The sequence below is a fragment of the Sorangium sp. So ce375 genome, from assembly GCF_051473855.1.
In the GTDB taxonomy this organism is placed as follows: Bacteria; Myxococcota_A; Polyangia; order Polyangiales; family Polyangiaceae; genus Sorangium.
Window position 1 is genome coordinate 3,455,814 of the sequence record NZ_CP150335.1, and the last position, 26,927, is coordinate 3,482,740.

Annotated in this window: 17 protein-coding genes and 1 tRNA gene; 4 read left to right on the forward strand and 14 right to left on the reverse strand. The window is 71.9% G+C overall.

Annotation, left to right across the window (positions count from 1 at the left end; translation table 11 throughout):
• Positions 1-354: 354 nt before the first annotated feature.
• The 4 genes from WME90_RS13090 to WME90_RS13105 are packed head-to-tail and all read right to left on the reverse strand — an operon-like array spanning position 355 to position 5,243.
• Positions 355-1,431: a DUF4340 domain-containing protein gene (locus tag WME90_RS13090; protein WP_437281442.1), complete on the reverse strand. Its 1,077-nt coding sequence runs from the start codon at positions 1,429-1,431 to the stop codon at positions 355-357.
• Positions 1,432-1,458: 27 nt separating this feature from the next.
• On the reverse strand, positions 1,459-3,303 hold the full coding sequence (locus WME90_RS13095) for a GldG family protein (protein WP_437281443.1): 1,845 nt from the start codon (positions 3,301-3,303) through the stop codon (positions 1,459-1,461).
• A 9-nt stretch (positions 3,304-3,312) separates the two neighbouring features.
• The gene (locus WME90_RS13100) at positions 3,313-4,047 is read right to left on the reverse strand and encodes an ABC transporter permease (RefSeq protein ID WP_437281444.1); all 735 of its coding nucleotides are present in this window, start codon (positions 4,045-4,047) and stop codon (positions 3,313-3,315) included.
• 5 nt (positions 4,048-4,052) lie between these two features.
• Positions 4,053-5,243, reverse strand: coding sequence for an ATP-binding cassette domain-containing protein (locus WME90_RS13105; protein WP_437281445.1), 1,191 nt, complete (start codon positions 5,241-5,243; stop codon positions 4,053-4,055).
• Between the two features lie 417 nt (positions 5,244-5,660).
• On the opposite strand from WME90_RS13105, the gene WME90_RS13110 reads away from it, so the two are divergent.
• Positions 5,661-6,908: an aspartate kinase gene (locus WME90_RS13110; RefSeq protein WP_437283604.1), complete on the forward strand. Its 1,248-nt coding sequence runs from the start codon at positions 5,661-5,663 to the stop codon at positions 6,906-6,908.
• 182 nt (positions 6,909-7,090) lie between these two features.
• Positions 7,091-7,297 carry a hypothetical protein gene (locus WME90_RS13115; protein ID WP_437281446.1) on the forward strand — a complete coding sequence of 69 codons (207 nt, stop codon included), beginning with the start codon at positions 7,091-7,093 and terminating at the stop codon, positions 7,295-7,297.
• 175 nt (positions 7,298-7,472) lie between these two features.
• Here WME90_RS13115 and WME90_RS13120 read toward each other — a convergent pair whose 3' ends face one another.
• Together WME90_RS13120 and WME90_RS13125 are read right to left on the reverse strand one after the other, a co-directional pair.
• A complete protein-coding gene (locus WME90_RS13120) occupies positions 7,473-9,104 on the reverse strand; it encodes a TROVE domain-containing protein (RefSeq protein WP_437281447.1) in 1,632 nt (543 codons plus the stop codon).
• A 130-nt stretch (positions 9,105-9,234) separates the two neighbouring features.
• Positions 9,235-9,368, reverse strand: a tRNA-Arg gene (locus tag WME90_RS13125).
• Between the two features lie 344 nt (positions 9,369-9,712).
• Between WME90_RS13125 and WME90_RS13130 the strand changes: the two genes are divergently transcribed.
• Together WME90_RS13130 and WME90_RS13135 are read left to right on the forward strand one after the other, a co-directional pair.
• Entirely contained in the window at positions 9,713-11,029 is a 1,317-nt protein-coding gene (locus WME90_RS13130) for a leucine-rich repeat domain-containing protein (RefSeq protein WP_437281448.1), read from the forward strand.
• 583 nt (positions 11,030-11,612) lie between these two features.
• A complete protein-coding gene (locus tag WME90_RS13135; protein WP_437281449.1) occupies positions 11,613-12,338 on the forward strand; it encodes a hypothetical protein in 726 nt (241 codons plus the stop codon).
• A 168-nt stretch (positions 12,339-12,506) separates the two neighbouring features.
• Here the strand turns inward: WME90_RS13135 and WME90_RS13140 are convergent, their stop codons facing one another.
• The 8 genes from WME90_RS13140 to WME90_RS13175 all read right to left on the reverse strand — a co-directional run bounded on the left by WME90_RS13140 (position 12,507) and on the right by WME90_RS13175 (position 26,769).
• Entirely contained in the window at positions 12,507-14,621 is a 2,115-nt protein-coding gene (locus tag WME90_RS13140; RefSeq protein ID WP_437281450.1) for a S9 family peptidase, read from the reverse strand.
• Positions 14,622-14,701: 80 nt separating this feature from the next.
• On the reverse strand, positions 14,702-17,803 hold the full coding sequence (locus WME90_RS13145) for a hypothetical protein (RefSeq protein WP_437281451.1): 3,102 nt from the start codon (positions 17,801-17,803) through the stop codon (positions 14,702-14,704).
• A gap of 160 nt (positions 17,804-17,963) precedes the next feature.
• Positions 17,964-18,515, reverse strand: coding sequence for a hypothetical protein (locus WME90_RS13150; protein WP_437281452.1), 552 nt, complete (start codon positions 18,513-18,515; stop codon positions 17,964-17,966).
• Between the two features lie 126 nt (positions 18,516-18,641).
• A complete protein-coding gene (locus WME90_RS13155; RefSeq protein WP_437281453.1) occupies positions 18,642-19,340 on the reverse strand; it encodes a hypothetical protein in 699 nt (232 codons plus the stop codon).
• 223 nt (positions 19,341-19,563) lie between these two features.
• Positions 19,564-21,927, reverse strand: a complete 2,364-nt coding sequence (locus tag WME90_RS13160; protein WP_437281454.1) for a hypothetical protein — start codon at positions 21,925-21,927, stop codon at positions 19,564-19,566.
• A 41-nt stretch (positions 21,928-21,968) separates the two neighbouring features.
• Positions 21,969-22,805 carry a lipoyl(octanoyl) transferase LipB gene (gene lipB, locus WME90_RS13165; protein ID WP_437281455.1) on the reverse strand — a complete coding sequence of 279 codons (837 nt, stop codon included), beginning with the start codon at positions 22,803-22,805 and terminating at the stop codon, positions 21,969-21,971.
• Between the two features lie 2 nt (positions 22,806-22,807).
• A complete protein-coding gene (locus WME90_RS13170) occupies positions 22,808-24,295 on the reverse strand; it encodes an HD domain-containing phosphohydrolase (protein WP_437281456.1) in 1,488 nt (495 codons plus the stop codon).
• 266 nt (positions 24,296-24,561) lie between these two features.
• Positions 24,562-26,769, reverse strand: a complete 2,208-nt coding sequence (locus WME90_RS13175) for a pseudouridine synthase (protein ID WP_437281457.1) — start codon at positions 26,767-26,769, stop codon at positions 24,562-24,564.
• Between the last annotated feature and the right edge of the window lie 158 nt (positions 26,770-26,927).

A 26,927-nucleotide genomic window follows, 5' to 3' on the forward strand; every position in this document is an offset into this window, starting at 1 on the left:
GTACGCTTCTGATCCCCCAGGACATGATCGTCCTAGGTGACGAAAAATCGTGCGCAGAGTGCGTCGAATATTCGTCACATCGGCCTTGGAGTGCGAATCGAAGTTCGCGTGACGCGGGCGCCACACCGTGAAGTTGCGTGAACAGATTGCGCCGACCCAGGTTGAGGCTGGGCGACCGCGAGACCGACCCAGGTTGAGGCTGGGCGATCGCCAGACCGACCCAGGTTGAGGCTGGGCGACCGCCAGACCGACCCAGGTTGAGGTTCCTGCTCCGGGGGTCGGGGCGGCGGGCGCACAAAATGCGAGAGGCGCCGGTCTCCCAGCGCCTCCCGCTCTCATGCGCGACGTCGCCGGCTACTCGACGTCGTCCAGGCCCATGTGGCCCGCTGCCTCGTCCTCATGGGCGGCTTCGCCCTTCTTGTCGTCCTTCTTCTCGGACTTCTCGAACCTCTTGGGCTCTGCCAGGGCCCAGTCGGCCGACCACGACGACAGCACGTAGATCGTGCCGTCGCCGCCTTCCTTCGTGGCGTAGCGGCTCGACCCCTTCGAGGTCTTGCCGACCTTGATGGTGAAGTCGCCCGCGTTGTCCTTGAGCTTGATCGTGATGATGCCGCCGTTCGAGGCCGCCGCGTCGAGCCCGGTGTCCGACTTCTCGTCGCCGAAGTCCTCTGCGCCGAGGTTCTTGTAGGCGCGAAGCAGGTCCTTCACCTTGGCCTCGTCGAACTTCTCCCACTTCGCGGACGCGGCGCCCAGCTTGCCGCCCTTGTCGCGTGGAGCGAACGTGCCCGACCACTTGTCGCCGTTCTTCGAGAAGCTGAACAGGCCGTTCTTGTTCTCGACCGAGACCTGGATCGCGTTCTCGTCCTCGAACTTGAGGATCGAGGTCTCGCGCCAGTTCTTCGGCTCCCGCGTGTAGAGGTAGCTCGAGTAGCCGCCGGCGACGTAGACGCCGTCCTTCCCGTCGACGCGCGCCATCTGCCCGCGCGAGCCGCTCTTGCCGAAGTACAGGTCGAGCGCCTTCTCCTCGCCCTTGTACGCGACCACGTGGACGGCCTTCTCGTCGGTGAGCTCGTACTGACCGTACGTGCCGTTCGTCCGGTCGATGACCTCCTTGACCTTGAGCTCCTTCAGGTTGTCGAGGAGGCTCCGCACGTTCGCCGCGTTCGCCTTGGCGTTGACGGGCTTCGTGACCTCCCACGTGTCGCCCTTCTTCTCGAGCGTCACGTCGGACTTGTCGGCGTTCTTGATCGCGATCTTCGTGACCTTCTCGACGTCGTCCTTCGAGACCCCCACCTTCGGCAGATCCGCCGTGGCGGCGGTCGCCGAGTGCGCGGAGAGCTCGTCCTTCTGCTTCTTCTGCGTGAAGTACACGCCGAGGCCGAGGAGCGCGAGGACGGCGAGGGCGATGTAGATTCTATGCTCGGTCTTCATGGCTCTTTCACCCGATGGGGCTCTGGCTCAGTCGAGCGTGATGTTCTCGCGGGCGTTCTCGCGACGCCGCCACCGGACGAGGCCGAACACGGCGAAGAGGGCCGCCGGCAGGAGCGTCAGCGACCACTGCACGCGCTGCTGCACGGTCTTGCGCTCCGCCCGGTACTCCTCGGCCTTCTTGGCCAGGGTGGCCTCGTCGTCCGTGGCCTCCTGCTTCGGCTTCTCGATGCCCGCGTAGGTCAGGTTCGTCTCGCCGAACATCTTCGCGGTCGCGGCGAGCAGCGTGCTGTCCCCCGCCATCCAGTCGAGGGTGTTCTTGAACGCCAGGATGGTCGCGGTCAGGTACTTCTGCGCGTACGGCTGCGAGAGCATCAGGAGATCCTCGTCGCCGCCCATCCCGCCCATCATCGCCATCTGCGGCGGCATGGGGGGCGGGTTGCCCGCGCGGGCGAACGGGTTCGCGAGGAACTGCGACGCCGACAGCACGAGGATCCGGCCCTTGTCCGCGCTCTCCGCGGGCGCGGTGATCCCGAGCCCCTCCTGGCCGCCGAAGGCGCTCTTGAGCTTGCCCTCGATCGTCACCGCGATCGCGCGCTGCGCGTACTCGCCCTTCGGCTTCCAGTCGGCCGAGAACTTCATGTCGACGGCCTCGGAGACGTCGACCGTCGTCTTCGGCGTCGAGCGCGCGACGACCTTCATCGTCGCCTCGGGCTGCTTCTCCGGGTGCGGCACGAGCGTCGACGGGAAGGGGAAGGAGAGCTCGGGGAGGCGGAAGAAGCCGGGGAACGACGAGTCGAGGATCTGCTCCTTCTCGTCGAAGCGGCTGTCCTCCTGGAGCTGGAGGATGCCCGGCGCGCGGAACCACATGAGCTGGCCCGACTGCGTCTGCACCGGGATGGCCATCGAGCGGCTCCAGTCGAGGATCGCCTCCTTCTTCATCTCGACGCCGTAGCCGTCGAGCAGCTTCTCGAGGCCCCAGGTGTTGAGCGACGCCTTCATCGCCGGATCGGACGCCTTGAGGTTCACCGCGCCGGCGAACACGGCGAGCGCCTTGTTGCCCAGCATCAGGAACTGGTCGATGCGGCGCAGCTCCTTCTCGGTGAACTCCTTGCCCGGCTGCGTGATCACGAGCCCGGCGAGCTCCTTGTTGATCTCGCTGTCGCCGCCCTTCAGGTCGACGTCCTCGAACTTGTAGAACGGGAAGTGGTGCTCGAGCAGCGCGCGCATCGACGGGCCGCCGCCCCGGCCGCCCTGCGACGCGACGAGGTTCGCGTCCGTCAGCTTGATCTCGTCCTTGCCGGTCAGGATGCCGATCTTTGTGTCGATGGCGTCGGCCTTGTCGCGGATCTCACGGATGGTGTTCGTGATCCAGAACTCGAGGCCCTGCGCCTGGTCGGGCGAGAGCATCGGGATCGCCTCCTTCTCGCTCCCGTACTTGAAGGCGATGCCCATGAACCCGCGGGTGATCGTGGCCTGATCCTGGCCGGTCTCGCTCCCCTCGCCGAACGCGGCCTCCTGCAGGCCCGCCTCCTTGGCGGCGGCGCGCTGCTCGTCCGTCTTCGCCTCGATGATCGCGTAGTGGAGCTTGCCGTTCGAGGCCTGCTCGTACTCGTTCATGAGGTCGGTGAGGTCCTGGATGAACGCCTCGTGCTTCGGGAGCCCCCGGGTGACGTAGACGTCGACCTGGAGATCCTGCTTGAGCCCCTCGCGGACGAGGTGGGCCGAGCCCTTCGAGAGGGTGAACCTCTCGGTCTTCGTCATGTCGAAGCGCTTGTAGGCTCCGTACGAGATGACGTTGGCCACCACGAGGATGGCGGCCACGATGGCCAGGTAGACGCCTGTCTGCGTCGCGGCTTTGGCTTTCCGTTCCATGGTTGGTCCTTACGCCCACTTCCTGCGCTCGAGCGCCCTGAACGCGGCCATCAGGCTGCCGGCGGTGATCGAGAGGAAGAAGACGATGTCTCGGGTGGACACCATGCCGCGCGCGAACGGCGTGAGGCGGGTGTCGAAGCTGATGAAGGAGAGGATGTCGCGCAGAAACAACGGGGCGTAGTCGGCGAAGTTGTCGACGCCGTGCAGGAAGCCGAGCACGAGGAAGGTGATGAAGAACGCGATCACCTGGCTCTCGGTCAGCGCCGAGATGAGGAGGCCGATCGAGACGGCCGCCGCGCTGTAGAGCACGAGGCCGATGTAGCCCGAGAGCACCGGCCCGCTGTCGAGCGCGCCGAGGTGCCAGGGCCACACGAACATCATGATCGGGTAGAGGATCGTCGAGAAGACGAGCACGAGGACGAGCCCCCACGCGCCGAGGAACTTGCCGAGGACGACCTCGTGGTCCTGCACGGGCAGGGTGATCAGCATCTCGAGCGTGCCGCTCCGCTTCTCCTCGGCGAGGAGCCTCATCGTGATGACGGGGATGATGAGGAAGGAGAGCCCTATCGGCGCCCAGCTGAACAGCTGCACGAGCGAGGCGCGGTCCGCCTGCCAGAAGCCGCCGTTCATGAAGAAGAAGATGAGGCCGAGCGCGATCAGCCCGAAGCAGATCACGACATAGGCCAGGGGGGAATCGAAGTTGGAGCGGAACTCCCGCTTCGCGATGGTCAGGGTGGTGCTCATACCGTTCAGCCCTTCTTCTTGGCGGGCGCTTCTTCCTCCGCGCCTTCGTCCTCGTCGCCGTCGCCGTCGCCCTTGGCTTCGTCGCCGGCGCTGTCGTCGTCGTCTTCCTCGTCTTCCTCGTCGTCGTCGGTCGGCGCGCTCGCGTCGTCCTCGTCGTCGAGGTCGTCGGTGATCAGCTTGCGGCCGCGGTCCTTGCGCTCGTCGCCGCGCGTCAGCGCCTTGAACACGTCCTCGAGGCTCTGCGCGTCGCGCCGCATCTCGAGGAGGAGCCAGCCCTTCTGAACGATGAGCTGGAAGAGCTCGGGCCGGATGTCGCCGCCGAGCGCGCCGAGGATCTGGAAGCTGTGGGCGTTGTCGCCGGTCGGCAGTTCCGTGACGCTCGTGACGCCGGGCAGCCCGGCGAGCGCCTCCTGGACCTCCTGGGCCGTCGGGGGCTTGCGCGCGCCCGATCGGTAACCTTCGCCGCCCTCGAAGACCTTCTTCTCGTGGACGGTGACGACGTACCGGACCTTGCCGCTCTTGGCGCGGATGTCGTCGAGGGGGCCGTCGGCGACGACGCGCCCCTTGGAGACGACGATGGCGCGGGCGCAGGCGGCCTCGACCTCGGAGAGGTTGTGCGTGGAGAGGAGGATCGTCCGCTCCTTGCCGATCTCCTTGATGTAGCGGATGACCTCGGCCTTCTCGTTCGGGTCGAGATCGCTCGTCGGCTCGTCGAGGATGAGGATCGGGGGGTCGTGGACGAGCGCCTGGCCGAGGCCGACGCGCTGGCGATAGCCGTGGGAGAGGGTGCCGATGTCCTTGCCGAGCACCTGGGCGAGGCCGCACACCTCGACGATCCCCTTCATCCGCTTCTTGAAGAGCGAGTGATCGAGGCCGCGCATGTCGGCGACGAACGAGAGGTATTCCCAGACGTTCATCTCGCCGTAGAGCGGCGCGCGCTGCGGCAGGTACCCGAGCTTGCGCCGGACATCGAGCGGGTCGTCGAAGACGTCGTAGCCGTGGACCCGCGCCGTCCCGGCCGACGCCGAGAGGAAGCAGGTGAGGATGCGCATCGTCGTCGACTTGCCGGCCCCGTTCGGTCCGAGGAAGCCGACGACCTCGCCGCGATGGACCTCGAAGCTCACCTTGTCGAGCGCGCGCAGCGACCCATAGCGCTTGGTCAGCGAGCTCGCCTCGATCATCACATCGCTAGCCAAAATGACCTCCTTAGATGGTTTCTTGAGAAGCGGAGCGTCCTGCTCCGTCGTTCGCCCCTGGCGATCCCCCCGCCCTGGCCGGCGGGCACGCCGTCAGGGCACCCTGGATCACTCATTACCCAGGCGAATGGCGGCGCCATCGTAGCGGCGGGTGGATCTCTGTCAACAGCGCCGACCCGAAGCGGCTGCGCGCGGGGTTTATTCCCGGCGATCGGGCCTGCACCGGGCGTGGTTGTCCGGGCTATCCCCGGTTTGTCGGGCGGCAGCGGCTCCTCTGCGGCGAAGCGTGCGTTGGGCGCATGGGCGCGTGACGCGCGGGGGGCGCGGGGGGCGTGGGAAGGGCTCGTCCGCTCTGCGCTGCTGTCGAATTTCCCCTTGACCTGGGCGTCTGGGTTGGACTAGTTGGCCACACCTCGCGTGAGCCTCATCGTCCAGAAGTTCGGCGGCACGTCCGTCGGGTCCATCGAGCGCATCCAGCGGGCGGCCGCGCGGGCGCTCGCCACACAGCAGGCCGGTCATGACGTCGTGGTCATCGTGAGCGCGATGGCCGGCGAGACGAACCGGCTGCTCAAGCTGGCGTCGGACATCGCGCCCGTGCCGGACGCGCGGGAGATGGACGCGCTGGCGGCGACCGGAGAGCAGGTCTCGGCGGCGCTGATGGCGATCGCGATCCAGGCGCAGGGCGGTAAGGCGCGGAGCTTCCTTGGCCACCAGCTGAAGATCCTGACCGACAGCGCCTATACGAAGGCGCGGATCAAGGCGATCGACGCCCAGCGGCTGCACGAGGCGCTGTCCGGGGGGAAGATCGCGGTGGTCGCCGGCTTCCAGGGCGTGGACGACGCGGGCAACATCACGACGCTCGGCCGAGGCGGCAGCGACACGAGCGCCGTGGCGATCGCGGCGGCGGTGGGCGCCGAGTGCGAGATCTACACGGACGTCGACGGCGTTTACACAACGGACCCGAACATCTGCAAGACGGCGCGGAAGATCGAGCGGATCAGCTACGAAGAGATGCTGGAGCTCGCCTCGCTGGGCGCGAAGGTCCTTCAGATACGGAGCGTGGAGGTTGCGATGAAGTATGGTGTCCCGGTGCACGTGCGGTCGTCGTTCTCGGACGTGCCGGGCACGTGGGTCGTCGGCGAGGAGCAGTCTCTCGAGAGCGTGACGGTGACGGGCGTGGCCCTCGACCGGAACGAGGCGCGGGTGATGCTGGTCGGCGTCGACGACAAGCCGGGCGTGGTGGCGCAGATCTTCGGCGCGCTGGCCGAGGAGAACATCAGCGTCGACATGATCATCCAGAACGCGCCGAGCTACGGCCTGGAGGCGCGCGGCACGTCCGGCGAGGTGAAGGCCGACGTCACGTTCACCGTCGGCAAGGCGGATCTCCCGCGGGCGAAGCTCGTGATGGAGAAGGTCTCGAGCGGCGTGGGCGCGATGAGCATCCGTTACGAGGAGGACATCGTGAAGGTGTCTATCGTCGGCCTCGGGATGCGGACGCACGCGGGCGTCGCGGCGCGGATGTTCCAGCTGCTCGCGGCGGACGGGATCAACATCCAGGCGATCTCCACGAGCGAGATCAAGATCTCGTGCCTCGTCTCGACGAAGTATGCCGAGCTCGCCGTCCGTGCGCTGCACGACGGCTTCGGGCTTGGCGGCAAAGCGTGACGTAGCCTGTGCCACCGTCGTAGCGCGCTCGCCGTGAGCGGTCCCCGACCTTGTCGGTGAGGCTGCTCGCGGCGTGTTGCATTATGGCGCCGCGATCGCTCCGTCAGGAGCGCGCGGCGTCGCATCGAGCGGGCGGCGGATTCGGAGGATACGGGCTCAGCCGCAAGGACAGCCCTGCGCAGGTGGGGAACAAGCTCTATTGCATCGGCGGAGCCGAGAGCGCCTGCCACAAGGAGCCGAGCTACTCGAGCGTGGATGTCGTGTTCACGCGGGTGGATGGCTTCGTCTACAACAACTTCTGCGTCTGGAGCCTGCAGCCGGCGAACAAGTGCGCGGACATCGATCCGCCGAGCGAGGACTGCGCCGCGGGCAATCTGAGCTGTCTTTGATACCGCCCCTGCGCGCGCGGTGCCGGCCCCCCTCACGGCGCCAGCATCAGCGCCTTCGAGGCGCGAACCGCCACGACATCGAGGACGCCAGGATGCTTTTCTCTCCTTGGCGTTCTCGACGTCATGGCGGTTCGAAGCTCGGCTCTCTTCTGGCGGCTTCAACCCGTCTGTCGCTCTAGCCCTGCGCCATCGCCGCGGCGAAGCGCAGCAGCCCCTCGCCCCAGCCGCCGAGGATGTACGTGCGGTCGTAGAACTCGGGCACGAGCGTGTCCTGGTACCCGGCGACCTGGACCAGGAACACGCGCACGTCGCGGTTCACGCGCGCGCGGTACGCCGCGACGAGCTTCGCCACGTCGATGTAGTGCCCGTTCCAGGCGAAGTCCGCGTAGTCCTTCGGGCGCGTACCGTACAGGCCGCCGTGGCCGGCCTGCATGTCGCTCAGCACGAACACCGAGTCCCAGCGCTGCCGCTCGCGGATCGCGCGATCCCAGAAGAGCCACACGCCGTTCTCGGTCGCCGTGCCGATCGTGCGGGCGAGGTGCTCCGCCTTGTCGAGCTGCGAGAACACGCTCTCCTGCTTGCGCACCGCGAAGCTCTCCAGCCGGTCGCCGAACACGCCGAGGTGCCCGTCGTCCGCGCGCATCCCGGCCACGAGCCCCGTGAGGTTCGCGATCGTGGAGATCTTCATCGTCCCGACGCTGCTCGTGGTCGTGCCCTGCGCGGAGCCGCTGTTGTCGCAGAGCACCATCACGCGGCCGGGGAAGTACGGCACCTGGCCGAGCGACCGGTTCAGGCACTTCTCCACCGCGTCGAGCACGGCGCCCGGCGCGCAGCCCTTCACGGCGCGGTAGGCGCTGTAGTACCGGAACGGCAGCTGCTTGCCCTCCGCGGCCGTCTCGACGAGCTTCGGCAGGAACTGATCGAACGGCACGCCCGCCTCGATCAGGTTGCGCAGGTTGCGCAGCAGGGCCATGTGGCCCATGACCGGCAGCGCCTTGCGCCACGCGCACCGGTTCGAGCCGCGCGCCGAGACGATCGCCTCCCAGGTGCGGCCGGTCGCGCGGAGCGCGCCCTTCGCGAGGCGGTCCACGCTGGGGCTCTTCGGGTGCACGAGGTTCATGACGTCCACGGTCTTGCTCCCCTTGCCCTCGAGCCGGTACTTCGCGAGGGCGTGATCATCGAAGCGCTCGAGCGCGTCGCGCAGCGCGCGCTTCAGCGCGTTCGGCACCGGCTTGCCGAAGCGGTAGAGCTGGTACGCGAGGGCGACCGCCGGCTCGTCCGCGCGCTTCAGGATGCGCGGCGCGTAGCTGCGCACGAGGCCCGTCCCGCGCACGGACGCGGTGTTCGCCGCGCGCACCAGGATGACCTGGGGCGTCGTGCGCATGTGCTCCTCCTCGCGCAGCCGCACCGCCTCGGCGAGCGTCGCCTCCGGGTCGGCCGCGAGCGCCTCGTCGATGGCCTTCTCGATCAGCGCCGCCGGCGACAGCTTGCGCCACTCGGCCGGATCCACGGCGCCGAGCGTCTCGCGCAGGCGCCGCACCTCCGCGTCCGAGAGGCGCGCGCGGGCGGCCGCCTTCCTCTCCGCCTTCGCCGCCACCTTCGCCTTCGCCGCGTTCACGGCCTTCGCCGGGCGCGGATCCGCAGGCTCGAGGTGGTAGTACATGGGCTCGCCGAAGAAGCACGACGAGGCCGCGAGGCGGAGGCGCTTCAGCGGATCGGTGATGTCGTAGGAGCGGCCGCCCATCCAGTTCAGGTGCGAGTCGGCGCTGCGCTTGTCCTGACGCTTGAGATGCTGAAAGAACGCCATGATGACACCTCCAGCCTCGACGCACGCGCGGCGAGGGGTAGAAAGCGGGCGCAGCGCGGAGGATGGTGGTCACGGGGTTTGTCGTATCGAAACGAAGGAACCGTGACGCTCACTGCCGCGCTGCGCCCTGTGCCAGAGACGGGACTCGAACCCGCGACCTCGTCCTTAGAAGGGAAGTAACCCCGGATCTCACTGCCGGCGCTCATCGCGCCGGAGAACACCGTCCGGAGTTGTTTTCGCGCTCTACCGCTGAGCTACCCTGGCGTGGACGCTGAGGGGTATTGCAGGGCGGATGCCAAGGCGGTCTCCGCCGGTGCCGACCGCAGAAATCGCAGGGTTAACGGGCGAGGCGAGGACAGCTCGCGTCTCCCGCCCGTGTGATGTCTATCCCATGGGATAAAATCCTAGATGAGCCGATAGATCGGGGCGATCGCCGTGGTCCGCGCGCCAGAAGGCGGCGCGCCGCCGAGGAACGCGCCCGTCGAGCCAGCAGGCTGCGACGCGGCACAGGGGGTGGCGCAGGCTGGCTCATCGGGCAGGGCGATGAACGAGATCCGCGAGCGTTGGCTGTGTTCCGTGGCGGCACCGGGTTTGCTGGAAGCCGCCTCATGCTCACCAGAACGCGGGGCTTCCTCGTCTTGGCCATGTGCCTTTCGCTCTTCGGCTGTGCCAGGGTCGTCGAGGAGGAGAGCGCGTCGAGCGGTCCTCCGGGCGGCGCGGAGGGCACGGGGGACCCGTCGGGCGATTCGGGCGGCGCTCCGGGCGACCCGAGCATCGACCCCAAGCCGGCGCCGGAGGGCTGCAACGGCACCCTGGAAGTGCCGGATCAGGCGCTCGCCGCGGGCTTGCGGGAGCAGCTGGGCCTCGGCGCCGGCGAGCCGATTCCGGGGGCGGCGGTCGCCGCGCTTGATTCGCTCCACCTCGGCGGCCTTGGCATCGAGAACCTGAGCGGCCTCGAGTGCGCCACGTCGATCGAGCAGCTGTTCCTCCAGGGCAATCGGATCGAGGACGTCTCGGTCCTCGCTCGCCTGCCGCGGCTCTACAACCTGCACCTGAACGCGAATCGGATCGTGTCGCTGGGCGCGCTCTCCGGGCACCCGGGGCTCAGGACGCTGAAAGCGGACGACAACCTCGTGTCGTCGACGAGGGACCTGAACGACCTTTCGGAGCTTCAGAACCTGAGCTTGTCGGGCAATCCGCTCGAGGCCCTCGAAGGGCTGGACGGTACACACGCCCTGTTCCACCTCTCGGTCGACCGCACCCACGTCGCAGAGCTCTCGAGCCTCTCCAGGTTTCCGGTCCTGAACAACGCGAACTTTACCGACACCCAGGTGACGAGCCTCGCGACGCTGCCGGACCTTCACTCCCTGACGACGCTGATCCTGGATGACGCCGAGGTCGAGGACGTGAGCCTCGGAGCCGTCCTTCCCGCCCTCGAGAACCTGCACCTCAACGGCAATCACATCGCGTCGCTCGCGGGGCTCGACCCCGCGACCGTGCCCAACCTGAGGCACCTGGGGCTGGCTCGCAATCCGCTGACGGACACGTCCGCGCTCGCCAGCCACCCGCAGCTGGCGGGGGTGACGATCAGCGAGGTCGGGGCGGGCGGCGCGGATCTGAGCTGGGTCACGGGGCTCCCGGGTCTCGCGTCGCTCGAGGCGCGCGCCAACTCCATCACCGACCTCACGCCTCTCGCGGGCGCGCAGCGCGTCTACATGCTGGATCTGTCGGACAACCTGATCGAGGACGCGTCTCCGCTGAACGACGTCGACTTCATCCGCTGCGCGCGGGTCTCGCTCACGGGGAACCCTGGTGAAGGCTCCTTCGGCGGCGTGCTGGACGCGCTCTGCGCGAGGTTGGTCGAGGTCAGCGGCTACTGCACGCACGTCGAGTGCGACCCTTGCGCGAACCGGGGCTGCGACTGAGCGCCTCGGCTCGACGGAGCCGAGCCAGCGCGCTGAGCTCGGGCCGCCATCGATTTGGGATTTTCTGCTCGCCGCGCCGTAGCACCACGGCGTCGATCTCCTGGGCGGGATAGCGGGAGCGCGCGCGCAGGTCACGGTGGGCGTGAGGGGTCGCGATCTGGGGCTCGGCTGAATTTTGGAGGAGCGCCCAGATCCAGACCTGGGGGGTGCGTCGCGGCACACGGCCCGGGAAGGTCGCGACCTCCGGTGAGGGTGCGAGAGGAGGGCTCGGCGAGGTCGCGACGTTGCCGGCGGGTGGGGAGACGAAGGGCCGGCCAGATCGAGACCTTGGCGGCAGGGGAGGGACGAGGGGTCGGCCAGGTCGGGATGTTGCCCGCGGGTGGGGAGACGAAGGGCTGGCCAGATCGAGACCTTGGCGGCGGGTGGGAGACGACGGGCCGGCCAGATCGAGACCTTCGCGGCGGGTGAGGGACGAGGGTCATCCGCCTCGAATGGCAGCGCCGGACCCCTCCTTTCGCCCGCGGCGGCGATGGGTATCATGGCGCTCGCCCTGACCGCGCACGCGCGCAGCGGAGTCGCTTTCATGACCGATACCTACATCTACCAGCGTGACATCGAGACGTACGGCCGCTTCACCGCGTCGCAGATCCAGAGGCTCGTCCTGCCTGTCGACGCTGGCTTCGGGAAGGCGCTCCGCACGGTCACGGCGCGCCTCGACGCCGCGACCGAGGCCCTGCGCAAGGCGAGGCTGAACGCGACGGCCGCGCCCGTGCCCGCGGGCGCGTCCCGCGGATCGAGGAGCGGTCGGGCGAATCCGGTCGAGGTGGGCCGCGGTCTGCTGCGCCGCCTCGTGGAGCAGGCCGCGTCGCGGCCCAACGGGGTCGCGCTGGCCCGTGACCTCCTCCAGGGCCAGACGCTCGCCACCGTGCTGCGCCGCCGCCCAGCGGCGCTCGCCGCGGCGCTGACGCACGCGATCGAGGTGGTGGAGCAGCACGAGGGGCAGCTGCCCGAGCACGAGGCGTGGGCGGCCGACCTGGAGCGCTCCCGGGACGCCCTTGAGCCGCTCATCAAAAGTGTGCGCAAGACCCGGCTCGCCCGCCGCACCATGACCCCCGAGGTGAAGGCCGCGCGCGACGAGTGGATCACCACCTACGGCGCGGCGAAGCTCCTCGTGGAGTGCGTGCTCCGGCTCCACGGCAAGACGTCGTTGATGCCGGAGATCTTCGGCGATCTCCCGCGCGCACCCCGCATCGCCGCGGCGCCCAGCGCAGCGCGCCGCCCACCGGCCAGCGCGCCCGCCCTCGCGTGACGATTTCGCTCCTCCTCGGAAGCTCCGCAGCCTGACGCGCCGACACGGCGTCTCGTCCCCAGCTCCGTTAGCTCGGGGAGAAGGTGCTTGTCGCGCTGCGCAGGGAGGGCCGATGTCCGAGGGGTAAATGAAATAAAATAAGCTGTAGGCCCGAAGAATCCTCTCCTCCTACCCCCCGCTCCCGCCTCCCGCCCCGAGGTGGGCCCGGAAGAACCGCACGAGGTGCCCGTACTGGAGCACCTGGTTGTCCCTCTTCTGCGCGCCGTGCCCCTCGTCGGCGAACAGGATGAGCTCGGACGGGATCTTCCGTGCCTCCAGCGCCTGCTGGATCTGCACCGACTCGCCCGCAGGGACCCGCGGATCCGACACGCCCTGCACGATCAGCAGGGGCGCCTTCACCCGGTCGAGGTACGTGATCGGCGAGAGCTTGAGCAACGCGTCCCGATCCTTCTCGGGATCTCCGTACTCGGAGATCCGGAGGATGCGCCGGTAAGGCGCCGTGTTCTGGAGGAACGTCACGAGGTTGCTCATGCCGACGACGGCGGCGCCAGCGTCGTAGGCGCCGGCGAACATCGTCATGCCGATCAGCGCGGAATAGCCGCCGTAGCTGCCGCCGAAGACGCCGACCTTCGGCGGCCGGCCCTCGTGGCCGAAGCTCGCCTTGACGAACCTCGCGGCGTCCTCGATGTCCGTGATGACGTCGAGCCGCTTCGCGCCGTCGTCGGCGTGCAGCCACGTCTTGCCGTAACCGTCGCTCCCGCGGACGTTCGGCTCGACGAACACGAAGCCGGCGTCCACGAAGATCTGCGCCCGCGCGCTGAACCCCGCCCTGGTCTGGCTCTCCGGGCCGCCGTGGAGATGGACGATCACGGGACACGGCCGCTCGCACCGCGCAGGGCGGCGCACGAACATCGGGATCTGCGCCCCGTCGCGCGCCGGATAGGACTCCAGCGTCGCCGCCGAGAACGCGCCCGGCGCCAGCTCGGGCATGCTCGGGGCGTGCCACTGCGTCAGCTTGCCCGTCGTCCAGTCGAGGACATGGGCCGTCGCCGGCGACGCCGCGGTCTCCAGGAGCAGCGTCGTGAATCGGCCGTCCCGCGTCGTCGAGACCGGGGTCACGTGATCCGCCGCCGGGAGCGCGGGCAGCTTGAGCTCGCGGTGCGACCTCGCGTCGAGCGCGCGGAGCCGCGTGTAGCCCCGCTCGTTCACCGTGTAGAGGATCCTCTTCTTCGCCCGATCGATGGAGAAGGCGCTGACGTCGAACGGGATCTCCGGCGAGATCGGCGTGAGCTTCCCCGCCTTCCAGCTGTAGAGCCGGCGGTGCTCACCGAGCCGCGGCGTGAGGACGAGGACCTCGCCCGGCGCCGCGCCGTACAGGGCGTCGTAGTCCTCGCGCTCGCCCTGCCCGAAGAGCGGGGTCAGCCCGTCGGCGCCCGGAGCGGCCTTCGCGCCCGGCGCCCACTCGAAGAGCTCGCTCATGTTGGAGCCCACGTCCTTCGCGAGCAGCAGGCGGCCGTCGGCCGCGGCGTCCACGGCGCGCCAGATGCCCTCGCGATCGAACACGACCTCTCGCTGCTTCGACGCGATGTCGTACCGGTAGATGACATACGCGTCCTTCTTGACGTCGTTGGCCCGGTAGTAGACGTGCCGGCCGTCGTCGGAGACGAGCTGGAGCTGCGTCTGCACGCCGGGCACGTGCTGGATGGCCACGAGCGGGCCGCCCTTCACGTCCTGTAGATAGAGCCCCGGGTTCTCCTCGCCCTTGCGGTCGCGCGAGAGCACGAGGTGCGCGCCGTCCGGCGTGACGCCCTCGAGCACGGTCGGATCCTCGCCGCCCGTCAGCTGCATCGGGAAGCGCTGCGGCCCGTCGAGCCGGAAGATCTGCCTCGTCCCGGTGATCGTCCAGGTGAAGTAGAGCGCCTTGCCGTCCGGCCCGAGGACGCCCCCGGAAGGCGCGCGCACGTCGAGCATCGCCTGGATCCGGCGCGAGACGTCGTCCGGGAGCGGAGGCGGCGCGTAGCGAGCCAGGATCTCCGGAGAGACGCTCGCCGCGCCGTGCCCCGCGTACCCCGGCCGCTCCGGCGCGGGCGCAGGCCGCGGCGCTGCAGCGGGCGAGGGCGCCGGCGGGGCGGACGCGGCGGGCCGGGGCGCGGCCGCAGCAGGCGCCGGCGGGGCGGGCGCGCACGCGGCCGAGAGGGCCAGGGAGGCGAGGGGGCCGAGCAAGGCGAGCAAGGAGCGCCGCGCGCCGTCGTGGCGACCGCGCCCCGTCGAGGAGGACGACATGCGGCGCATTTCGCCGGAGCGGCCGCACCCCGGCAAGGTCAAAGGCCGCGCGGCGCGGGCCCGCTTCCGTCGGGCCCGCCTCAGTCGGGCTCGCCGGGGAGCGTCGCGCGGCCGAGGGCCGCCTCCGCGGCCGCGAGCTGCGCCGCGAGCTTCCGCAGCTCCTCGGCCTCCTCCCCCTGGAGCGAGATGTTCGGGACGAGGGCGTTCAGGGCGCGGCGGTTGTACGCGAGCCCGAGCGGCGAGCCCTTCTCGATGTTCATCGCGATGGACTCGGCCAGCACCGCCAGCGCCTCCCGGTGCAACCCCTTCGCCGAGAGCACCTCCGCGAGCGCGGCCGTCGCGCGGGCCAGGCCGAGGAGGTCGCCGAGCGCCTCCTCGGCCTCGATCGCCGCGGTCAGGCGCTGCGTCGCGCGGTCGAGGCGGCCGTTGCGGAGCTCCAGCCGGCCGATCGTCTCCCACACCCGGGCGAGCTCCCGGGTGTCGCCGAGCTGCCTGTAGGCGCGCTCCGCGGCGAGCGCGTGGTCGAGCCCCATCGACAGCGCGTCGGACTCGCGCCCGGGGCGGGCGGGGATGTGCAGCGGGATCCGCGCGAGGAGGTGGTCGGTCTCGGCGAGCTCGACGCGCGCCGACGGATCGACCCGGGCCTGCTCCTCGAAGGCGCGGCGCGACTCGAACATGAGGTGCGTCGCGCGGACGGGGTCGCCCATGCGCACGTGGACCGCCGCCTGATCGTTGAGCAGCCGGGCCGCGCCGCGCGCGTCCCCGACGTCGAGCAGCAGGCGGCTCGCGGTCGCGAGCTCCCCCAGCGCGCGCTCCAGCGAGCGCGCGTCGCCCATGTCGTAACAGACGCTCGCGATGAGCGTGGCGACCTCGGCGTGCAGCTCCGGCGGGTCGCCCTGCGCGAGGAGCGCGCGCGCGGCGTCGAGCACCTGGAGCGCGCCCGCGAGCGTGAGGGCCGGGTCCGGGCCGGACGACTGCCATTGCACCCGGGCGATGCCCGCGAGCGCGCCGACGCGGAGCCGCCGCCGCGCGGGGGTGGCGGGCAGGCCGTCGAGCAGCGAGAGCGCCTTCTGCCCGTAGCTCAGCGCCTGGGCATACGCTCCCATGGCCGCCGCGTCGACAGCGGCCGCGCGGTAGCGCTGCGCCGCTTCCTCGTGCTCGCCCGCCTCGGCCAGGTGCGCCGCCGCGCGCGCGTCGTGGAGGTGGCGCCCCGCGCCGTGCGCCGCCGCGCGCGCGTCGCCCGCTGCCTCGGCGCGGTTCGGCTCCGCCGGGGCCGGGTACATGGACACGCCGAGCGGCGCGGCGGCGCGCAGCGATTCGACCGCCGTGCGCGCCGGGTCGGCGGCGCGCGCCGCGGCGTCGGCCGGCGCTGGCCAGGAGAAGGGGTGGCGGGAAGGCGACCGCTCGGACAGCGCGGCAGGGACGCGCAGCGAGGCCCCGCGGACCGAGCGGATCGGCTCGTCCGCGGAGGCGCCGCCGGACGCGAGATCGCGGGGCACCCGCATCGGCCCGGGGATGGGCGCGTCGAGCGAGTCGGGCGGGCTGTCGTACATGACGGACTCGGGCGGCTCCGAGTGGCGGCGGCTCTCCGGGCTGCGGTGGAACAGATCGGCGTAGGGCCCGGCGGGATTGCCGGGCCCGGCGGGATTGCCGGGCCCGACGGGGTTGCCGGAGCCGGCGGGGGCCGTGGGCCAGTCCTCGGTGACGCGCGGCGGCGCGCGGCGCGCGCTGCCCGTGGGCGCTCCGCCCGCGCTTGGCGGCGGTCTCAGCGTCTCGGCCGCGCGCGGCACCCCGCCGCGCGTTATCGAGAGCGTGGGGTCGAGGGTCTTTTCCCAGTCGTCGGCGGCCGCGCCGCCGGTCTCGTGGCTCGGCCCGCCGGCGCTGGCGTGCGCGCCGGGCCACGCGGCCGCGGGCGGTGGAGCCGCCGGCGGGGGCACGGTGGCGGTCGCGCGGGGCGTCGCTATGGCGGGCAGCGACGTGGACGGTGGTGCGGTCGAGAGCGGCGGCGCCCCGGTCCTCGCCAGCGCAGCGGCGGCCCTCGTGGTCGGGTCGTCGCCGCGAGGCACGCCCACGCTCGCTCCGCCGATGACGTGCCGCTCGACCGCCGACGTGAGGACGGCCGCGCTCTGGGTGGGCGGCCCCGCGCCATAGGCCGGCGCTGCCGCGGCGTGGCCCGCCGCCGAGAAATGGGCGGTTGCCGCGGCGGCATGGGACGATGCCCCGGTATGGGCCGCCGCGGCGGCATGGGTCGCCTGGTGATCGGCCGCGACGATGCCCGACGCGGCGCGCGGCTCACGCGCCGCCGTGGCGTCCGGCTCGACGCGCTCCTCGCTGAGCAGCGTCGCGAGCCGCCGGTGCCACACGCGCGCGAGCGACGGGAGGATCGAGCCGCGGAGCGCCTCGACGGCCTCCTGCGGGAGATGGAAGCGCCCCTCGCCGCGGTCTTCGACGGGGACACCGGCGTCCGCGGCGCGCTGCAGCGCCTCGAGCACGTCGAGCGTGTCGACGCGGAGGAGCGAGGCGACGAGCTCGCTCTCGAACCCCGAGCCGACGATCGCGCCGGCCCTGAGCACCCGGAGCACCTCGCCGGGCAGCTCGCGCAGCGTGACCTGCGGCGGTGGCGGGGGGGGCGCGGTCGCGCTCGTCAGCGTGGTCGCGCCGTCGGCCGGCCGGAGGATCGCGTCGGCTCCGCACGCGGCGCGCACGGCGTCGACAAGATCGCCGGCGGGGCCGATCGGCGCGTGCTGACGGAAGGAGAGGACGAGCGCGACGCGGAGCGCGTCGGGGCGGGACACCACCCGCCGCAGCACGTCGAGCGTGGCATGATCGGCGTGCTCGACCGCGTCGAAGACGATGGCCCACGCGCGGACCGCCTGCTGCGCGAGGCGGTTCGCGGTCTCGATGAACTCGGCGTCCGCCATCCGCTCGTGCACGTCGCCGAGGAGCCGGCGCCTGAGCCCCGAGACGGCGCGGCGGCGCGCCTCATCGATCGGCGGCTGCGCCCCGCCGGCGAGGCGCTCGATCTGGCTCCGCGCGTCGCGCAGCGGCCCCAGCGTCACCTCGGGGACGTCGCAGCGCACGCGCAGGATCCGCAGCCCGAGCCGCGGCGGCGGATCCCCGGGGACGATGTTCAGCAAGGCCGTGTGCCGGCCCTCGGAAATGCGCTGCCAGAGCTGTTCCACGGTCCGCTCCTCCTCTCTCCAGGCGCACACGGCCTAGAGCGGGGGCGCATCTTCGTGCGCTACGGGCTCACCCGCGCCGCTCGGCTCGCTGAGGCGTAGCTTCTACGCCTCATCACCTGCCTGGCGGCTGAGCCCGTGTCCCACGACGCTGCGCCTCGCTCTAGTAACCCCAGAGGAACTCCGCGCGGGCGAACGCCGTGAAATAGCTCCCCGGACCGTCGCCCGCGCCAGGGAGGAGCAGCGTGTACTTGCCGGCGAAGCCGGCGGCGAACTGGCGGTTGAAAGCGTAGTCGATGCCGAACGGGACGGAGACCCCGAACTGCCCCCGGTGGCAGCTCGGCTGGCCGTAGGAGCCGCAGGGCGCGAGGCGCACTCTGTCGTACGCGCCGGTCATGAGGCCGATGTAGGGAACCCACTGCAAGATATCGATGACGTACGAGGCGCCGGCCGACGCGCCGAGGAGCATGAGATCGCCCCCCGGGTGGGACGCGGTGTTGACCTCGGCGACCGCGTTGAAGGCGTCCGTCAGCCCGTAGGCGAGGTGCAAGCTGCCGCCGATCCCCGGGTACGTCCCGCCGTCCGCGAGGAGCGCGTACCCGACGCTGGCGCCGGCGTGCCACTGCCGTTCAAAGGCGTCGGCCCGCGAGGGGGCGAGGAGCGCGACGATCGCGAGCGCGGCGGAGGTCAGCAGGGCGGCAGGGGAGCATCTCATGGTCGGTTGCGGAGAGCGGCCCGGAGCGCCCCGCGACGAACCACGGATCGACGGCGACGGCGGCGCGCGCCGGGCGCTCGATGGGCGCGCGCGGCGCGAGGCTAGCACGCGCGCCGCAGGACATCTTCAGCGGAGCTGCTCGCGGCGGCGGGGGGCCCGCGCCGCCGCCGCGTCCTCCTCTTCGAACTCGTCGGCGTAGATGCGCGCCGCCGGGTCGGGCGCGCCCTCGCTCGGATCGATGCGGAGCGGCGGCTGGGGAAAGCGGACGCCGGCCGCCCCCGAGATCCCGGGGAAGGTGTAGAGGATCTCGCCACGCTCGCCGATCTCGACGCCCACGTCGCCGGGGCGCTCCTTGGCGAGCTCGGTGAGCAGGGTGTCCGCCTCCTGGGCCGGCAGGTCGAGCGTGACGCCGACCTCCTGCGCCGTGAGCGGGCGGCGGCGGTGCGACGCGAGCGAGAAGATCGCCTGCACCTGGGCGTCGCGCGAGGCCTTCGCCCCGGAGCGAGCGAGCTTCCGCCCGCCCAGCAGGAGGAGCAGGCCGAGGGCGAGGGCGGCGAACCCGATCGGCAGGCCGATCGCGAGGCCGGCGATCGAGCCCGGGAACAGCGCAGCGGCGCCCAGCCCGAGGAGGAGCGCCAGCGCGATGCCGCCGATGAGGACCAGCCAGCCGAGCACACCGGCGACGGCGCCGCCCACGCTGGACGGCTTCCCCGCCAAGCTGACCGACTTGCCCGCGAACGGCAGGCGCTCCCGGCCGCACGCGGTGCAGTACGCGGCGAGCCCGCGGTGAATGACGGGCGCGTTCTTTCCGCAATGAGGACACATGAGGACTCTCCCCGCGAGAAATTCTCCGCGAGCCAGGCTGTAGCGTAGGAATCATGGTCCTTCGCCGCCAGGTGTGCGACGAGGTGATCTCCAGGTTTTTCACGCGCATGTCACGGCGCCTCGCGCGGGGAGCGAGTCCGCCCACCGCGCGGCACGGACGGCCCGCGCCCGGTGGGATGCGCGCGGCGCGGGGTCGGCGCGGTGCGCGCGGCGCGGGTGGAGCTCAGATGCCGAGGTAACGCGCGATCTCGGCGCGGGACGGGTCGGAGGCCACGGCGCGCAGGGCGTCGTACCGGCGTTGCCATGCGGCCGCGCTGCCCTCGTCTCCGCGCCATCGCGCCGCCTCGGCGCGGGCGAAGGCGTAGTGCCGGAGAGAGAAGCGCAGGGCGTCGAGCGCGAGGAAGGCGTCGAGCCACACCTCGGGATCGCCCTCGCCGTCGCCGAGCAGCTCGGCCGACAGCGCGGCGTACGGGGCGAGCGCGGGCGGCGCATCACCGCGCTGGCGGAGGGCGGCGTAGCGGAGCGCGCGGCGCGCGGGCGGCGACGCGTCGCGCGCGGCGCTCCAGGCGGCGAGCGCGCGCGAGAACGCCGGCTGGTCGCCGCGCGCCCAGGGCGCGTCGAGGCTCGCGAAGCCGACCCACGGCCAGGTGGCGGAGCGGTCCGCGGGCAGCTGGGCGGGCGGGCTGCCCTGCCGGAGCGGCGAGGCGCCGCGAGCCAGGGCGAGCCGGGTCCACCGCGATCGGGCGTCCAGCAGGGCGAGCTCGCCGCGCGAAGGCGGCGCCTCGCCGGCGAGCACGGCCGCGCGCGCGGCGGCGGCCTCCTCGTCGGCGAGCACGGCCGCGCGCGCGGCGTCGCGCTTCTGCCCGCGCGAGGCGAGGAGCTCGGCGCGCTGCAGGAGCACGGCCGCGCGGAGCGCCGGCGGCGCGGCGGCGAGGTCGGCGCGCTCGACGAGATCGAGCGCGCGATCGCGGTCGCCGACGAGGGCCCACGCGCTCGAGCGCGCGAGCGCGCGGGCCGCGTCCGGCGCGAGCTCCGGGGCGAGCGCGCCGAGCCGATCGAGCGCGTCGATCGCCCCGGGCGCGTCGCCCTCGAGCGCGAGCTCGCGGGCGGCCCGGAGCGCGAGCGCTCCCGCGGCGGCGCGCAGGGTGTCGGCCTCGGACGGCGAGATCTGGGGGGCGGCGGCCAGCTCGGCGGCGCGCGCGGCGGCGCGCGCGCGCAAAGATCCGGCGAGCACGGGCCTCGCGAGCCCCCGCTCCGGGAGCCAGTCGAGCGCGCGCAGCGAGCTCGCGGGCAACGCCGGCGGCGCGCGGGGCTCGGCGCGCGCCGGGGCGCCCTCGGCGCCTGCCTCTCCGGCCGCGGGTTCGTCCCCGTCGCCCTCCGGCCGCGCGAGCGCGGCGGCTTCGGCAGCGTCGAGCGTCTCGTCCTCCGCCAGCACGACGGCGAGCAGATCGCCGCGGGTCTCGGGAGCGAGCGCGGTGGCGGAGCCGAGCATGTCGCGGATCGCACGCGTCGCGCGCTGCTTCGCCTCGGCGGCGTCCTTCCGGTCGGCGGCGTCCTTCCGGTCGGCGGCGTCCTTCCGGTCGGCGGCGTCCTTCCGGGCGGCGGCGTCCTTCCGGTCGGCGGCGTCCTTCCGGTCGGCGGCGTCCTTCCGGTCGGCGGCGAGGCGGGCGCGCTGCGCGAGCCGCACCTCGACGGCGTCGGCCACGCCGGCCTCGGGGGCCTGCGGCATCGCCGGAGGCTCCACGCCGGCCCGGGCGGCGCAGGCGACGAGGACGGCGCGGACCTCGCCCCAGTTGCGCGCCATGCCGGCGTAGCGCCTCGACGCCCGGTCGTCCTGGTTGAGCGTGAGGAGCTCCATGCCGCGCTTCGCCTCTGCGCTCGCGCCGAGGCAGAGGATCGCGCCGGCGGTCGTGCGCAGATCCTCGTCGCGGGGCTCCATCGCCGCGTAGCTGCCGGCGATCGCGAGCGCGCGCTGCAGGTCGCCCTCGGTGAGCGCCGCGCGGAGGGTGTGGACGCGCACGTGCCAGTCGGGCCAGCGGTCCGGCTGCGAGAGGAGCGTGCGGCGATCGCCGAGCCGCGCCGCCTCGCGCGCGAGGCTCGGCGCGCCGCAGGCGGGTCCGAGCTCATCGAACGTGATGCGCCCGGTCCCGGCGGCGACCGTCGCCTGGGCCGTCGCCACCGCCTCGGTCGCGCCGGCGAGCGCCGCGCGATCCGGCCGGCCGATCGCGGCGTCGGTGTAGTCGGCGACCGCGGCGCGCGCGCCGAGCTCCTCGGCCAGCGCGCTCGCCGCCTTGTAGGTCCATGGCAGCCGCGACGGCAGCGCGAACCAGCGGATCTCCGGCCTGCAGTCGGGCAGCGCTGGGCCGCGCGGCGCCTCGATCGAGGCGAGGCACGCGGCGGCGGTGCGCGTGCCCACGAGGATCGCGGCGACCGGGCCCAGGAGCGCGAGCGCGGGCAGCGCCACGGCCGCCGCGGCGAGCGCCAGGGCGAGCGGGCGGCGCCAGGGCGGCCGCTCGGTCGAGGCGCCGCTGTGGAGAGGGGAGCCCCCGTCGCGTTCACGGGGCCGTGTCGTGGGCTGCGCGCGCACGGGACGGCTTTTAGCCCACGGCACGGCCGAGCGACACTGGCCTAGGGAGCGCTCCGGCCCTCATCGGCGCCGGCTTCCGGGGCGAGGAGCGCGCCCGCGAGATCCGTGACCGCCGACAGATCCTCGACGCGGGCGACCTCGATATCGAGCCCGCGGGCGAGCTGCGGCGCGCTGGCGAGGGCGACCTCGGCGACGGTGAGCTGCCGTCCGGTGAGCTGCTGGAGCGACGTCACGCCGTGCTCGCGGATGCCGCAGGGCACGATCAGCTCGAACGACTTGAGGTCCACCGAGACGTTGAAGGCGAAGCCGTGCATCGTGAGCCAGCGCGACAGGCGCACGCCGATCGCGCCGAGCTTCGCGATCTCGCGCGCCCACTCGGCGCCGCCCCAGGCCTCCGGGGCCGCGCGATCGACCCAGACGCCGATCATCCCTTCGACAACGCCGCCCTCGACGTGGCGCTCGCGCGCGAGCAGGATCATCACCTCCGCGAGCGAGCGCACGTACCTGCGCACGTCGCATCGGTCCGGCCTGAGATCGAGCAGCGGGTAGCACACGAGCTGGCCAGGGCCGTGGTAGGTGACGTCGCCCCCGCGCCCCGTGGCGACGAGATCGATGTCGCGCTCGTTCAGCGCGCGGGCGTCGAGGAGCACGTTCTCCGGGTTCGCCCGCGGGCCGAGCGTGATCACGGGATCGTGCTCCAGGAGCAGGATCGTGTCGCCGATCCGGCCCTGCGCGCGCGCCTCGACGAGCTGCTTCTGCAGATCGTGGATCGGGGCATACCGGCGCCGGCCGATCCACACGGCGCGCGCTCGCCTCGGTCGGGGCGCGTCGGCGGGGGGTTCCTGTCCGTTCGCTGGCTGGAGGAGGTCGCGGACCATGGCTACTCGGGGATCTTCTCTCCGCGCGCCCGCCGCTCCTCGCGGTACGCCTCGATGTGCGTCGTGAAGTTGGCCGCGACCTCGGGGTCGAACTGCGAGCCCGAGCACCGCTCGATCTCGGTCACCGCGACCTCGTGGGGGAGCGCTCGTCGGTACGAGCGATCGCTCGTCATGGCGTCGTACGTGTCGGCCACCGAGATGATGCGCGCGATGATGGGGATCTCGTTGCCCCGCATCCGGAGCGGGTAGCCGCGCCCGTCCCAGCGCTCGTGGTGCAGGTGTACGCCGGGGATGAGCGGGTGCAAGAACTTGATCGGGTCGAGGATGTCGCGCCCGTACGCCGGGTGCCGCTTGAACACCTCGTACTCGTCGTTCGTGAGCTTGCCCGGCTTGTTCAGGTTGAGCACGCACCCGATCTTGCCGATGTCGTGCATGAGCGCGCTCTGCCGGACGATCTCTATCTCGATCGGGCCGAGGCCGAGCCGCTGCGCCAGCATCACGGCGTAGACGGCGACCCGATCCGAGTGGCCCGCGGTGTAGCGGTCCATCTTGTCGATCGCCTTGGCGAGGCCCTCGATCGTCTGCTGGAACGTCGCCTGGAGGTCCTGGTAGAGGCGCGCGTTCTCGATCGCCGCGGCGGCGCGCGACCCGATGATGCTGAGCAGCTTGCGCTGCCCCTCGTCGAAGCGCTTCGTCCGCGTGAACGACGCGACGGCGAGGAAGCCCATGAGCCGCTTCTGGATGCGGAGGGGCACGGCGACGAGCGACTGGAGCGGCAGCGCCGGCTCCGCCGCGAAGAACCTGAGCCCCTTCATGCCTTGCTCGAGGAGCTGCGCGTCGGGGCGGAAGTGATCGAGCACGAGCGTCGGGTCGAGCCGCCCGAGGTCGGCGCCCGGCGGGACGGCCGGGCCGCGGAGGTGCTGTCGCTCGAAGAAGCCCCCCTCGCCGTCGTCGAGCCAGGTCGAGATGAGATCGCCGCACACCTCGTGGAGGCAGCTGTCGGCGACGGTCTCCAGCACCTGGTCGAGCGAGAGGCTCGCCGCGATGGCCTCGCTCACCTTGTAGAGCGACACCGCCTCGCGCAGCCGGATGTTCTCGGCGGCCATCCGTTGCTTCTCGATCCCGCGCTGGACGACGTGCACCACCTCGTCCAGCTTGAACGGCTTGAGCACGTAGTCGTAGGCGCCGCGCTTCATCGCGTCGATCGCGGTCTCCACGGTGCCGAAGCCCGTCATGATGACCGTGAGCGCGTTCGGCGCCGTCTTGCCGATCTCGTCCAGCAGCGCGATACCGCCCATCCGAGGCATCTTGAGGTCGCTGATCACGAGGTCGTAGTGACCCTTCGTGAGCTCGCTCAGCGCGCTGGTGCCGTCCTCCGCCGTGCGGACGTAGTAGCCCTCCATGCCGAGGAAGTCGGCCAGCATGTCGCGGATCACCTTCTCGTCGTCCACGACGAGGATGCGAGGGCGGTCTTCTGGAAACGTGGACATGCCGCCGGCAAGACTACCAGATCCGCTCGCAGCGCATCGCACCAAGGTGGGCGGGTCGGGTACACGAGCGGACCTGCGCCTCGCGCCGCGCGCCTCGCGAGAGGCGCAGCGCGCCCCCGGTGCGCCCCAGGTGGTGCGGTGCAGGGGACGCCGCGGCGCGCCGCGGTGAGCGCGCTTGCGCCGCCGCACGTGCAGCCCGCGGCGGCCGGCCGTCTGTCGACGTCTGTCGAGCGTTCGCGGCGCCCGCAGGGGGCGCCGCGAGCCGCTCAGTCCTCGTCGCCGGTCGAGATGATGGGGTGCCGGATGGTCCGGGGCGACTCGTCCAGATCCGGGACGCGGATCGAGATGGGCCCTGGGCTGCGGATGGAGGGCGGCGGCGCGGACTCTGCGTCCTCGGGGCGGAGCGGGATCATCCTGCTGCTCGGCGCGGGCTCGTCGCTGGCGGTCGTCAGCACGGCCACGGCCCGCTGCTCGCCGAGCGCGTGCTTCTGCTCGAGGAAGCGGAGGACCGAGGGGCCGGTCGAGCGCTCGAGCGCGGAGCGAAGATCGCCGGGCAGCGTGGACTCGATGATCATCTTCACCCCGGTGCGGGGGTGCTCGATCTCGATGCGCACGAGGTGCACGAACGAGCGATCGAGCCCGTGCTTCTCCTCGAAGTAACGGTTCGTGGGCACGTGCCCGTAGCGCTCGTCGCCGAGGATCGGGTGCCCGATCGCGGCGAGGTGCCGCCGGATCTGGTGCGTGCGGCCGCCGTCCGGGATGACGCGGAGGATCGAGTGACCCGAGGCGACCGCGAGGCGGCGGTAGCGCGTGCGCGCGGTGTACGTGCGCGTCCCTTCGCGGAGATCGCGGGTGATCGCGCCCTTGCCCGGGGTGACGCCCTTGGCCGCGGCGAGGTAGATGAGGCGCCCCGTCTTCGTGAGCGCCTCGCCCCAGCGCGCGGCCGCCTCCTCGTTCCGCGCGAGCATGACGAGGCCGCTCGTGCCCGGATCCAGCGGGTGCACGATGATGGGCGTCGTCGTGCTGCCCGGGATGCGGGCGCACCGGGCGAGCAGCGAGCCGAGGTACTCCGGCTGCATGGCCACCGGCTCGTGCGGGCCCTTCTCGACGACCAGGATGCCGTCGTCGTCGTAGATGACCTTCGGCGCGGGCGGGGGCGTCCGGCGGAGGGCGGCGATCGTCTCGATCTCCTCCGTGAGCGGGATCATGTCGAGCGGCGTGAGCTCCGTCGACGAGTACCCGAGGCGGCAGAAGTGATCGAGGTCGCGCGCGAGCGTGTCGGGATCGCACGAGACGTAGACGAGCAGCGGCGCGCCGAGGCGCGCGATCGCCTCGCGCGCCGTCGGGGAGACGCCGCGGCGCGGCGGGTTCACGACGATGCCGTCGAACTTCTCCGAGCTGTTGACGAGGGAGCTGACGATCTCCGAGACGTCGCCCGTGCGCACCTCCACGCGCTGGCTGAGGCCCTGGGCCTCCGCCGCGGCGCGGGCGTTCGCCGCCGCGGGCGCGAAGGACTCCACCATCAGGACCCGGTTGCCGCCCTGGGCGAGGGCGAGCGAGATCGCGCCAGAGCCCCCGTACAGATCGAGGATGCGCGGCGGCTCCTTGCGCCGGGAGGCGGGGCCGAGCGCGGCCTCGCCCTCGATGACGGGCCCGTCGTTCTCGAGCGACGCGATCTCGCGGAGCAGGAGGGCGTGCACGCGCGCGGCCTGCGTGCGGTGCGCCTGCACGAACGAGCCGAACGCGGCGATGTGGTACGTCTGCCCGATCCGGTCCTCCGCGTGCGACGCGCCGTCGAGCACGATCGTCTCGGGCCCGAGGATCTGCGGCGCCTCCGCGTCGTGGAAGTTCGCCGCGACGCCGATGACGCGCGGGAGCATCGGGCGGAGGGCGCGGCCGGCCTCCCGCAGCTCGTCGCGCGTGCAGGCGCGCTCGCGCTGCAGGACGAACGTGACAAGCACGAACGCCGGGTTGTCCTCGGTCGCGCCCACCTCCGCGAAGAGCGGCGTCCCGGGCGCGAGGTGGACCTCGCGCAGATCGAGGGCGCGGAGCACGCCGCCCCTCGCCGGATCGTACGGGAGGAGCAGCGGCCGGACCTCCGGCGGCGGCGACGCGATCAGCTCGCGGAGCCGCGAGGTGACCGCGGCGAGGGCCGGGGTGAGGACCCGGCAGCCCGGGATGTCGACGACCTCGTGGTGCCCCGTGCGGCCGTACAGCCCGATCGCGCCGGAGGGGGCGACGATGAGCTTCGCTCTACCGCGATAGCCGGTGATCGGATCGGCCGGGATGACCGAGCTCGTCTGGAGCAGCCCGAGCGATGGGTAGTGCGCGGCTGCGGACACGACCCGCGCACGCTTGGTGCCGAGCTGCTCCGCGTAGTCGCCTGCGATGAGCGGACAGCCCGCGCACTCGACCGAGTGCGTGCACTCGATCAGCGTGTTCGGGATCTCGCCTGCCTTCAATGTGCGCCGCACGGGCCCGGACAAAACACCGCCGCCCGATCCCTCTGCGCTGGTGCTCTCGCCCAGCCCGTGCGGTCCTTCGATACCTGCGCCGGAAGCCATTCCGGGGGAGCTTACAGGGGCTCTCGGTCAGCGTCGAAGGTGGAAAGAGGAATCCGTCGAGCTTTTCG